At 67.7% G+C, this 11,863-nt stretch carries 9 protein-coding genes and 1 pseudogene; 7 read left to right on the top strand and 3 right to left on the bottom strand.

Going from position 1 to position 11,863, the window contains the following annotated elements; all coding sequences use genetic code 11:
* Positions 1 to 207: 207 nt before the first annotated feature.
* Complete coding sequence (locus tag FB454_RS34395; RefSeq protein WP_145824254.1) at positions 208 to 1,050, bottom strand: IS5 family transposase; 843 nt, start codon at positions 1,048 to 1,050, stop codon at positions 208 to 210.
* Between the two features lie 724 nt (positions 1,051 to 1,774).
* Here FB454_RS34395 and FB454_RS34390 point away from each other — a divergent pair.
* On the top strand, positions 1,775 to 2,302 hold the full coding sequence (locus FB454_RS34390) for a VOC family protein (RefSeq protein ID WP_145824250.1): 528 nt from the start codon (positions 1,775 to 1,777) through the stop codon (positions 2,300 to 2,302).
* A gap of 173 nt (positions 2,303 to 2,475) precedes the next feature.
* Here the strand turns inward: FB454_RS34390 and FB454_RS34385 are convergent, their stop codons facing one another.
* Positions 2,476 to 3,084, bottom strand: a complete 609-nt coding sequence (locus tag FB454_RS34385; RefSeq protein WP_145824249.1) for a hypothetical protein — start codon at positions 3,082 to 3,084, stop codon at positions 2,476 to 2,478.
* 1,084 nt (positions 3,085 to 4,168) lie between these two features.
* Between FB454_RS34385 and FB454_RS35705 the strand changes: the two genes are divergently transcribed.
* From FB454_RS35705 to FB454_RS34355, 6 genes are all read left to right on the top strand, one after another.
* Complete coding sequence (locus FB454_RS35705) at positions 4,169 to 4,846, top strand: hypothetical protein (protein ID WP_357155517.1); 678 nt, start codon at positions 4,169 to 4,171, stop codon at positions 4,844 to 4,846.
* 87 nt (positions 4,847 to 4,933) lie between these two features.
* A complete protein-coding gene (locus tag FB454_RS34375) occupies positions 4,934 to 5,656 on the top strand; it encodes a tryptophan 2,3-dioxygenase family protein (RefSeq protein WP_145824252.1) in 723 nt (240 codons plus the stop codon).
* Positions 5,657 to 5,781: 125 nt separating this feature from the next.
* On the top strand, positions 5,782 to 6,810 hold the full coding sequence (locus FB454_RS34370; RefSeq protein WP_145824251.1) for an aminotransferase class V-fold PLP-dependent enzyme: 1,029 nt from the start codon (positions 5,782 to 5,784) through the stop codon (positions 6,808 to 6,810).
* Positions 6,774 to 8,036, top strand: coding sequence for a tryptophan 2,3-dioxygenase family protein (locus FB454_RS34365; RefSeq protein ID WP_486485503.1), 1,263 nt, complete (start codon positions 6,774 to 6,776; stop codon positions 8,034 to 8,036). The genes FB454_RS34370 and FB454_RS34365 overlap by 37 nt, the downstream gene beginning before the upstream one ends.
* Positions 8,037 to 8,039: 3 nt before the next feature.
* Positions 8,040 to 9,728: a nitric oxide synthase oxygenase gene (locus tag FB454_RS34360; protein ID WP_145824247.1), complete on the top strand. Its 1,689-nt coding sequence runs from the start codon at positions 8,040 to 8,042 to the stop codon at positions 9,726 to 9,728.
* 676 nt (positions 9,729 to 10,404) lie between these two features.
* Positions 10,405 to 11,529: a tyrosine-type recombinase/integrase gene (locus FB454_RS34355; RefSeq protein WP_145824246.1), complete on the top strand. Its 1,125-nt coding sequence runs from the start codon at positions 10,405 to 10,407 to the stop codon at positions 11,527 to 11,529.
* A gap of 227 nt (positions 11,530 to 11,756) precedes the next feature.
* On the opposite strand, the pseudogene FB454_RS34350 reads toward FB454_RS34355, so the two are convergent.
* Positions 11,757 to 11,863, bottom strand: a pseudogene (locus tag FB454_RS34350) (IS5/IS1182 family transposase); the annotation flags it as partial.

The raw sequence follows: 11,863 nt of genomic DNA, 5'->3' as shown, positions 1-11,863 counted from the left end.
CGATGGTCATGGTGGCGACGCCGCCACCAGTTCAGAGCCAAAACAAGCCACTACCAGCGAAGACAACGACTCAGCCAAGTGCGGCTGGAGTACTATTCCCTGATCATGAGGGACGCTGCGAGGACCGGGGCTCCAGGCCGTAGGTTGGGGGCCCTGGTGCCAGTGGAGATCCCGACTGGCTTAGAGGTCGCGCAGATAGGTGGGGTTTCACGGTCGGCGGGTAGGTCGGGTCTTCCATCGGTAGAGGATCCAGGCTTGCCGGATGAGGCTACGGACGGTGATGATCGCGTCGGCGAGGTCGAAGAAGGCGTTGATCACGTCCTTCTTGCGTTCGTAGCAGCGTTGGAGCCGGTTGAAGGCGTTGTGCCAGGCGTTGGTGCGCTCGATGTGCCAGCGCTGGGTGGCTTGCACGGGGGCTTTGACGCCTTTGCGGGCGATGTCGCCGGTCAGTTCGCGGGTGTGCAGGAGGGTGCGGGTGGCGGCTGAGTCGTAGCCGGCGTCCAGGTGCACGGTGATGTCGTCGGGCAACGGGCCGAGGTCGTCGAGTCGGTCGAGGGTGGGTTCCAGCAGTGGGGAGTCGTGGCGGTTGGCGCCGGCCAGGACGCGTCCGAGGGGGATGCCGCGGGCTTCGACCAGCAGGGAGCGTTTCATGCCCTGTTTGCCGCGGTCGACTGGGGAGCGTCCGGCGACGTCGCCACCGCCGGGTGCTTTGGTGATGCAACCGTCAACGGCGAGGTCGTCGAGCAGCAGCCCGACGATGCGGTCGTAGGCGTCCAGGACGATCTTCTTGAGCTGGGCGAACACGCCGAGGTGGATCCACTCGTCGCGGCGGTTGCGGATCGTGGTGGCCGAGCAGGTGGTGTCGGCGATGCCTTCGTAAGAGCAGCCGAACCACAGGACTTGAAGGAGCTTGTCGAACACGATCCGGTCAGCGACGCGTGGCCGGTGGCAGCCCAGCGGATGGGTCGGATCGACGGCGGGTCGGGCAGGTAACAGCGCGGCGAACTGGTCCCACAGGGGATCGCTCAGCCATGATGGGACAGCGGGCACAGGCGTTCCGATGGTCACTGGGTGTAGGAACCTTCATGATCACGGATGCCTGTGCCCGACTCGTATCCGCCCCGCGCCCACTGACCTATTTGCGTGGCCTCTTATGACGGACGAGATGGGCTCCACCGGGACGGCCATAACTGGCCCCGCCACCGGCTGGCTGTCGCTACTCCCGTTACCGAACGTAGTCGGCGTTGGTGCTTACCAAGCGGCAGTTGGTGCCGACCCGCGCGTCTACGGCAGATCATTGCACATGCCACGGGCGATCTGCCCGGCGGTTCGTCCGGCATCATCGAGGCGTGGCCAATCCACTGCAGCGTTGGCGCCAACGGGCCGAGAGAGCTCGGAAAATCCGTGCCCTGGGTGATTGTCTTGCATGCGGCCACCCGTGGATGGAGCACGGCTTCGGCAACGACGTCGACGGCACGTGCGGTGAATGCGCGTACGAGTTCGAACATGACCAGCGAGAGACTCCGGAGCCTGGCTGCGGGCTGTCGGCTCCGCCTATCAGTTGAGGATGCCACCGCAGATACACCCAGCACGAGTCGGCGGCGATCATCGCGACTCTCGGCCGTCATCTGTGAGCACTCGCTCACCCCAGGTCGTCCCCGCCAGTTCCCGCTCATCAGCAAGACCGAGCGGCGACCCAACGGCGTCGAGTCACGCGCGGCTCGCGGCAGATCCGGCCGACCGTGGGCGCGAGCTCGCGAAGTAAGGTCGTGAAATGGTGCCCGTGACTCGGCTGGACCACGCCGTCATTGCTGTCTCGGATTGGCGGGTCTCCACCGAATTCTATCGTGATGTCGTCGGTGCTGAGGTGATCAGCGTTGGCGGCGACCGCGTTGCGTTCCGGGTCGGTCCCAACCAGTTGAAAGTTCATGGGCCGGGTGTCGACCTTGCGGACAACGTTGCCCGTCTCCCCGTTCGCCCGGGGAACAGTGACATCTGCTTCGTCTGGGAGGGGCCGATCGAGGAGGCGGTGGCACACCTGCGACAACACAATGTCGAGGTGGAAACAGGACCTGTTCCGCGATTCGGTGCCGGCGGGACAGGGACGAGCGTCTACTTTCGCGATCCTGATGGAAGCCTGCTCGAGTTCATCTCCTACGAGGCGCCCCTGCGGCGGGCCAGCCCCGACCCGGCCGACCCCGAGAGGCCAGCAGGCGGCCGTCCAGGCGTTGCCGATGCCCCACGCTCGTCACGGACCACATCCTCGCGCAGAAGCCGCAGGCCCGAACCTGGCTCAGCATGATCAGACATCCGCTCATCGACAGATCCGCGCACAGCACCAGCAGCCTTGGCCCTCACGCACCGTTACTTGACTCTCGGCGAGGCCGGCCTGTGCCGGGGCCTGATATGGCCGTCCCGGTGGAGCCCATCTCGTCCGCCATAGCCACCCGAGGGACCTCGCGGTCATCGAGAGGTTCAGGAAGTGTTGCGCCACAGGTCGCGCAGGGGCGCCCAGGAGGAACCGAGGCCCTCTTCCCAGTACGCGGTCAGGACACCGGCGACAGGCTGCGCGGGGTCGCTCCACCACAGCGCCGCCACCGTCTGTCCGGCGTGCCGTCCGGCGGGCACTTGGTAGGCGTACTCGACGTGAAGCTGCGGGGCGTGGTCGGCGGCCGCTGGGCTGGGTTGCAGCATGCCGGGAGCCAGATGTTGTGACTGCGCCGCCTGGTCTGCGTATCGAGCCTGGGCGGCATCCCGATCGGCAATGCTGCGATATGAGATCCAGTAAACGGTGGCGATCCCGGCGGTGCACCGGGTACGCCTCTGCTCGCCGTCGCCGCGCTCGGGCCCTCCGCTTTGGGTGTCGCCGGTGCAGTCGCCCATGCGGTCGAGCCACGGCGCGGCGAACTCGGCCAGCTGCTTGGTCGGGATGTGGCTGCGATTGACGCTGGCCTGACGCTCGGCGAACGGACCTTCGGCATCCTTTGTGGAGCGGTCCCTTGGGCTCTCCGAGGATGTGGGTGCAAACCAGCTCGCGAAACCGGTGCCGAGCCCGGCACCGGCAAGGAGCACCGCGAGGATCATGGCCACAAGCCGGGCGCGGCTGGTCCTTGGTCGATCACTGTGCGGGATGGCGGCGTGGGCTGGAGTGGAGACGCCGCCTGCAGGGTGTACGGGAGTGACGGCAGGTGCCCGGCCAGGCGCCCTCGCCGGCACGTCGCCGTGGCCGATGGGCCAGATCGCCTGGTCGGGGCGCTGCCTCGTCACAGTTACCCCCTCCCTGCCTGTGTCGTAAGCGTCAGCCGATCTTGCGTCGACGGCCAGCAACGACCAGACCGACGCCGATGAGGACTGCCCCGGATCCGACCGCCGTGATGGTTGCGACGCGCGCCCCGGTCACGGGCAGCCCTGGTTCTTGATCGGCACTGCCAGTGGCAACGGCGGCGTCGGACGTCGGGGTGGACGTGTTCGAGACGCTGCTGGACGGCCGCGAGGGCTTGAGCGGGGGCGGGCCCGTCGGCGGTTTGCTCGGTTCAGGGATCGGTGGCGTGGGGGGCTTAGGGCCGGGAGGTGTGGTGGGTTCTGGATCCGGCCCCGGGCCGGTGGGATCGGGCTCCGGCGTCGCGGTGGGATCCGGCACGGGCGGGTTCGCGTCGGCGCTGGTCGCCTCCGCGGTCGCGGCCTTCGTCGCAACCGCGTCCGGAGTGGGAGTGGCATCGGCGAGTGCGGGTGAGGCTGCGACCATCAGGCCGACAGCTGCGCTGGCCGCCGATATTGCCAGCGCGTTCCACGTTCTAATCGATCCAAAATGCACGAGTGATTTCCTCCCCGTTCGAAGTGTTGAACTCGGCCTTGACGGAAGGCGCGACGCTCCGCCGTGCCGTGCGAGAGGAACCGTAGCTTCTTGCTGTGTCCGCTACCAGCGTGAAGCGCGCTGGAGGATTGCATTCAGTTGGACATACTCCCAGTTCAGCTGTGCCTAGATGGTGCAGTGAGTGGACTGGTGAAAGCGACTAGTGGTGGCCGGAAACGTAGACACTCCGGTTGGGCGTGTGCTGAATTGATCGCGTTGTTGGCGCAGACCTCACAACGGGGAGCGGGTCTGCGCCGGGAGCCCGCGACATCATCCGTGCGGGCTGTTAGCTCGCACCCCGGATAGGTGCGCTAAATGACTTCGTCGTCATTTCCCTTCGGCTGTCAGTCGCGTAGTCGCCGGCGGTCGATTCCCTATGGCTTGACGCTTCGCGCTGCGGCCGCAACGTGGGGCCTCGCCGCACTGGCGCTGGCGGTGTCCGGCTGTACCGGCGCCGCTGAGTCTTCGCCTGCTTCCGGCGCAACCTCCACCGCCATGGTGAGCCCGTCGGCGATGTCAGCCGTGCCACCCTCGACCGCGACCCTCTATCGCCCGATTGACGCGCTATGCCCCAAGCTGGACCTCCGCGCCGTCGCCGACATCATCGGGCCGGTAGGGAGCCGCCAGGACACCTCCCGCACGAGCGGCAGCACCGCCAACCTGACGTGCACCGCCACGGTGGGGCGCCTACCCAACGGTGTCGTGATGACGGTGCACGTCGACATCGTGGAACCCGACTCGGCCCGCCTGATGTATGAGGGCATGCGGCAGGCGCAGCAGGACGCCGGACCGGTCACCGATCTGCCCGGCGTCGGCGCCGCCGCCTACACCTACACGGAAGAGTCGACCGGCTTCAATGTGGTCACCTACGACGCGAACCTGTACCTGACGATCGCGGCCGCACCGCTGCGCCTCGGGGCTGCGCTGCCCGGCGACCTGCCCGCCCGGCTGACGGCCGTAGCGACCTCAACCCTGGCCGCCCTGCGCACCTGACCAGGCCGCCGCGACGTGATCCACCGGAACACCGATCCCGACAACGCCTCGCCTGCGCATCGGTCCGACCGTCCTTGGAGACTTCCTGTGCCCACGACACCTCTATCCGCTGTTTTACCGGGAGCGGGCGACACCGACTACGCCCGCTACATGCGCATCGACGACCTGCTGTCCCTGCAGAAGGGGCCGGGGGAGTGGGTACACCCTGACGAACTGCTGTTCCAAGTCGTGCACCAGAGCAGCGAACTGTGGCTCAAGCTCACCCGCTCACATCTCGCCAGGGCCCTCGCGCACCTGATCGCAGATCAACCGTCCGCGGCGGAACTCATCCTCCGGCGGGCCGCGGAGGCCTTGCGGCTGATCACCGAGCACCTGCGCATCCTGCGGTCACTGCCACCGGCGCAGTTCGCCATGATCCGGACCGCCCTCGGCAACGGGTCAGGGTTCGAAAGCCCCGGGTGGCGACTTCTCCGCGAGGCGACCACGGAGCTGGACATCGCGTTCGCCCGGCTGCTCTCCTCCCTGCGCCTCACCCCCGTCGACCTGTATCGGGGACAGCCGTCGGACCCGCTGTACCGGCTCGCCGAGGCGCTGGTGGAGCTGGACGAACGGATCGCGCTGTGGCGCACCGAGCACTACAGCGTCGCCACCCGCGTCATCGGTCAGGGCGTGCTCGGCACGCGCCGCACCCCGGTCGACAGCCTCGCCAAGCTCATCGCCCACCGCCGGTTCCCGACGCTGTGGGAAGCCCGCAGCGAACTCACCGAAGCGTTCTCGCGCGTGGCCTGTCCCCGGCAGGTACAGCCGTGACCGCCGCGGCACTGGCCCGACCCGCGCGGCTCCGGCAGCGGTTGGCCACGCCATCCGGCAGCGCCCACCTGGCGGCCTGCAGCATCGCCCCCCGCACCCTCGACCTGGAACAGGCCGTCGCCCGGATGCTCAACGACCTCTCTCGGCCCGGCTTCTGGCAAGCATGCGAAGAGCAGGTCGCCCAGGCCCGCCAGCTGTTCGCACGACTCATCTGCGCCGACGCCGACCAGGTCGCGATCCTGCCCAACGCCAGCATCGCCGCGCACCAGGCAGCGGCCGGCCGCCGGTGGCGACGACGCCGGGAAATCCTCACCACCCCCGCCGAGTTCCCGGGGATCGCACATACCTGGATGGCCCAACCCGGAGGGGGGGTGCGCTGGTGTGGCACTCCCGACGGGACGGTGCACACCGGCGACTACCTGTCGGCGATCACGGCCCGTACCGCGCTGGTGTCGGTGCCCGCCGTCACCTACCGCGACGCCATCCGCCTCGACGTGGAACGCGTCGCCGATGCCGCGCACGACGCCGGCGCGGCCGTATTCGTCGACGCCTACCAGGCCGCCGGCGTCATCCCCCTCGACGTCAACACCCTGCGCTGCGACTACCTCGTCACCGGCACCGGCAAATATCTGCTCGGACTGCCCGGCCTGGCGTTCCTCTACGTCCGGCATCCGGGCGGTCGGCCGCCGGCGCTCACCGGCTGGCTCGGCCGCACCGACCCCCACGCCTTCCGCACCACCGTCCTGGACTCGCCACCGCACGCCCGGCGCTACGAGACCGGCACCCCCGCCGCAGCCGCCGTCTACGCCGCCGTCGCCGGCCTGTCCCTGATCGGTGACCTCGACCTGCGGCAGGTACGCCACCACACCCAGCGGCTCATCGCCATGACCGCACAGCGGCTGGCCGCCCAGGGCGAACTCGTGCGCCTGGCCACCAACGTCGACGCGCAAGGCGCCCACCTGGCGCTCATCGAGCCACACGCGGAGGCGATGGCCGCCTGGCTCGGACACCGCGGCGTCATCGCCGCACCCCGTAGCGGTGTCCTGCGCCTGGCCATGCACGCCTACACCACGAACGAGGACATCGACGCCGTATGCGAGGCGATCGCCGCGTACCGGTGCCGCAGCCGTACCCGCCCTGGAGCGGCCCGATGAATCCCGAGCCGCTGCACCGCTGGCTGGCCCACCGCCGGCCCACCACACACCGCTTCCCCTACGACAGTGTCGTCGACGCCTACCTCTACTACGGCAAGCACTTCATCCCCGAGGCATGGACCACGCCGCTGCGCTCCGCCCGTGAGCGCCTGCCCGAGGTGTCCGGACCGCGCGCATACCTGACTGACTTCCTGGCCGTCGCCCTCGACAAGGTCGACGGCAGGTACGACTACCGCACCTACCTCGCCCTGCCCCTCCTACCCATACCCGACTCAGAGAGCAATGCCGAACCGGCAGACCATCTGGTGGCCCGCCGCGACCACCTCCACACCTTGCTCCTGACCGACCTCATCTCCTTCGAGCTGCGCGCCCTCGACAGCACCGGGGCGCCGCTGCCCCAGATGCGTCCCGACGCGGTGGTGGTGAGGAAACGGGTGCGACACGCCGTGCGCGCCGCTGCTCCCGCACTGCGCCGACTCAGCTTCGCACTGCCTGCCGTCGACGATCCGGCTGCACTAGCCCGCCGCCTGATCGCCTTGACCTCCATCGACCGCACCGCAGCTGACCGGCTGATGCTGCGGACCACGATGCTGCCGGTCGAGCGCGTCCACGACGAGTACCTGTTCATCCGGGTCCTGCAAGCCTTTGAGTCCACCCTCGCCCTGCTCGCCGTGGACCTCACCGCAGCCATCACCGCCGTGGACGAAGAACGGCTGCCCGCGGCCGGCACGCGCCTGTCCTTCGCGGCCTCGCTCCTGCGCGAGACCGCACCGCTGTGGTCGCTACTGGCCACCATGCAACCGGAGGCGTTCCACGCCTTCCGCGTCTACACCGACGGGGCAAGCGCCATCCAGTCCCGCGCCTACAAGCTGGTCGAATCACTGTGCCGCACACCCGACCCGCAGCGTCTGCACTCGGCGGCGTACCTGTCCGTGCCCGACGTGTACGCCCGCGTCAGCAACGGACAGCGCAGTCTCGACGAAGCCCTGGACGCCATCCGCGCCGACCACCGGGCCCTCGCGGCAACGCCCATTCTGGCCGACGGCATGCGGCAGTTCGCCGCCGCCGTGCACCAATGGCGGCGCACCCACTACCGCCTCGCCGTACGAATGCTCGGCACCGAACGACCAGGCACCGGCGCCACGCCCGGAACGCCTTACCTCCTCAACGGCCGCGACCAACAGGTCTTTCGCAACCGCGACGCCCACGATTCTGAGGAGCGGTGACCGATGACTGCGCCATCGACCGTGCGCCGCCGGGCGGACGTGCCCCACGATCAGCTGCCAGCCCAAGCCCAGGCCTTCCTCCGCCAACGGCACAACGAGTTAGGGATGCCCGGCCTCGCGCGCCGCTGGCGAGAGGTGCGCGCGGAGATCCGCGCGAGCGAGACGTGGCGGCCGACCTACGACGAGCTGGCCTACGGGGCGCGGGTGGCCTGGCGCAACTCCGGCCGCTGCATCGGCCGGCTGCGCTGGCCCAGCCTCGTCGTTCGCGACCGCCGCCACATCACCACGCTGCAGGATGTGGGCCGAGAACTGGCCGCTCACCTCGACGAGGCCACCAACGGCGGACGGATCCGCTCCGTCATCACCGTCCTCGCACCCGCCGCACACACCGGCCCGCCGCCGGTGCGCATCATCAGCCCGCAGTTGGCCCGCTACGCGGCCTGGCAGAGCAGAGATGGCGTCCTCGGTGACCCCGCCAATCTGGCCTTGACCCGCCTGGCCACCGACCTTGGCTGGTCAGGCCCCACTCGGCGCGGCCCGTTCGACCTCCTGCCCTGGATCGCCGCCACCGCCGACGGGGGACTGCACGTGCTGGCGGCCGACCTAGCGCACATCCTCGAGGTGCCGATCCACCACCCCGACTACCCGTGGATCGCTGATCTCGAACTGCGTTGGCCAGCGGTACCCGTCATCAGCAACATGACGCTCACCTTCGGCGGCCTGCGGTTCCCCGCCCCGTTTAGCGGCACCTTCATGGCCTCCGAGATCGCCACACGCAACCTCGCCGACGAACATCGCTACCACCAACTCCCCGCCATCATCGCCGGCCTGGGCCTCGACGACCGCGACCGGCTGCGCGCAGACAAAGCCCTGCTCACCCTGCACGAAGCCGTGCTGTACAGCTTCGAAGCCGCCGGCGTGTCCATCACCGACCACCACCGCGAAAGCCGGGCCTTCGCCCGCTTCGTGCAGCACGAGCAAGCAGCCGGCCGCGTCGTGGTCGGTGACTGGAGCTGGCTCAACTCCTACCCGATGACACCCCAGGACCCCTCCTGGAGCCGCTACTACAACACCGGCCAACCCACCCCGGCCCTTCTTCCGGACCCGTACTGCCTCGCCCTCACCGCCGGCCACCCCAGGCCCGGCCACGAACCCTCACCGCGTCAGCGCGCCGACGTCCCCCCGGCCGCTGCCGCCACACCCAACCACGCAAGGGAGGACACGTGTCCACACGCACACCCGCCAAGGCATCACCGGCGACTGACCCGCCTGGCCGCGGCAGCTGTCACCCTGGCAGCCGTCACCGCCGGTCTCGTCGGCGTCTCCGGTGGGCCCGCCCAGGCGGCAGGCTGCCGCGCAGCACCGTACAGCGCGAAGTTCGGCGCCGCCGACTACTTCATGCAGTACGACGGCGTCGAAGTCATCAGCTACCCCAAGTACCCCAGCTACTACCGCACCACCAGCCAGTGCCGCGACATCCAGGTCCGCAACACCGGCGACGGCGTCGACTTCGGCCCCTTCTACGCCTGCGTCAACTTCTACGGGCGCTCCGGCTGCAACTACTGGACGTACGTGCCCGTCGGCCAGTGGCGCAACCTCGCCACCAACGTCAAGGACGGCACCAAGTTCTACATCTGGGTCCGCATCGACATGGGCAAGTATTACGGATTCAGGGCCGTCGGCGACTGGTGATCGAGCTTGGGGCCCGCGGTTGCGCGGGCCCCAAGCTTCCGTACCCCCAGTAGTCGCTCAAAGAGAGTGCGATGAGACCTGAGAGCTCGGCTCCCGAGCACGTCACCTACATCCTAGGATGCCCAGCGGATGTGATCTTTTCGGAATCGGCAGTTTGGCGGCCGCGGTCGCCGAGAACCAGATCCTGTGAACTAGATGTGCGGGGAGTCGGGGCGATGGCGTTTGCGAATGCGGCATCCGGAGGTGGCGAGGGCGCGAGGCGACCGGCCAAGGCGCCAACATCATTGCTGGCAGCTATCGGTCTCCCGGCCCCTCAGAGATGTAGGTCCCCGAAAGCTTGCCATTGGCAATACTGCCTCACTGTCATGGACGCGCGAGGGCGGCTTGCCGATCGAGCCCCCGTCCGCGCAATGGGGTGGAGCCCGGACGACTCGCTGAACGGCAAAGTGGGGGAGGGCTTCATCATAATCCAGCGCGGCGAGGACCGGACATGTCTTGTTACAGCACAAGGGCGCCTCCGCGTACTCTCTCCTATCAGGCTATCGGCTGAACTGTCCACAGGCGTACGACTCTTAGCGGTGGCGCGGAGGAAAGAAGGAGTGGTTATCCTTTGCACCATGGATCTTGTGGAATCTGCGCTCGCGGCTTTCATTGACAGTGGCTCAGGTGGTGTTACATGACCGGGCCGTTGCCGAATGGATTAACCAACCAAGAGGTAGCCGCCCTGCGGTCGATTCTTGCGCGGATTCCTGATGAAGGGTTGCGTGGACCGTCGGCAATCGGCGAGCCGCCGGGAATCCCAACCTTTCGTGACTACATCCAGCGCGTGTCGGTGGCCGTTGCTCCAGGCTCCCGCCGACTTTACGAAAGCTACTGGAAGCGAATCGAGCAGTGCTGGGGCGAGCGCAAACTGAACGACCCAACACCATCCGAAATCTCGGCGCTTGTAGAGCAGATTCGTGCGAGTGCAGTCGTCCGTAGCAACTCACGCGGCGGTCGCTCAGCGGCTGAGCACACGGTCTCTGCCCTTCGCTGCCTCTACGCATTCGCGGTTGCCGACGGACTGATTGCCGAGGCGGAAGATCCAGCTCGGCGGGTGGCAAAGCCCCGAAGGCTGCCGAGCAATCGACACGCTCTAGCGGAGCGTCAGCTTGCGCGGATAGTGGAACTCGCAGGGCGTACGGGAAATGATCCGCACCTGGACTCCCTCATCCTGCGACTTCACATCGAAACAGCCTGCCGGCGGGGTGGAGCACTGGGTCTGGACCGAGCGGACTTGGACCTCGATAATTGCTGCATTCGGCTCAGCGAGAAGGGCGGGACGGTTCGCTGGCAGCCCGTCTCCCCTTCTATGCTGCGTATGCTTGTCCGGCACTACGAAGAGCGTGGGAAGATCGGTGGCGGTACGCAACTACTCAGATATCGGTCAGGCGCTCCATTGACGAGCCGTCGGTACGATCATCTCTGGCAGCGACTGGGGCGTCGCCTGCCTTGGGTCCAAGCCCAGCAGGTATCGACACATTGGCTACGGCATACCACGTTGACCTGGGTTGAACGGAATTTCGGATACGCCATCGCAAGAGCATATGCCGGGCACAGTGGCAGGTCGGACGCCGGTGTGACAAGCACCTACGTCAAGGCAGACATTTATGATGTGGCACGGGCGCTGTCTTCACTTTCCGGCGAGCCACATCCGCTTGTGGCTGAGGAACAAGCGATAGGTGCTGGTGAGCCCAAGCCGCCTTGGCCGGAGCGCATGCTAGCCGTGCCCGAGGGCGAGGAAGAGGCCATGGCGCCGTAGCTGAGCCAGGAGCCGGACGCCTTCGAAGCGGAGCTGTCCCCAGCCGCAGGTCTGGCGGATGAGGAGCCCGTCCGCTCGGCAGGAGGCTGGCACTGACCCCGTCACCGCGCTTCAGCTCCTGCTCAGCCTGTTCAAGATCCGCCAACAGCCAGGACTGTGCCTCCGCGTACCGCACCTGCGCCTGGTGTCAGCGAGCCTCCTGCCTACCTCACCATAATGAGCCATTTTCATCCTGCGTGGCGGTCGGCTTCGACGCGGTGCAGGACGAGGATGGCCTGCACGATCGCGGTCGCTCGGCGTGGGCAGCAGCGCAGCTTGACCAGGATTTTCCAGG

The organism is Micromonospora sp. CNZ297, from assembly GCF_007827625.1.
The sequence above is the reverse complement of the archived record's forward strand: the minus strand, read 5'-3'. Positions and strand labels throughout refer to the sequence as shown.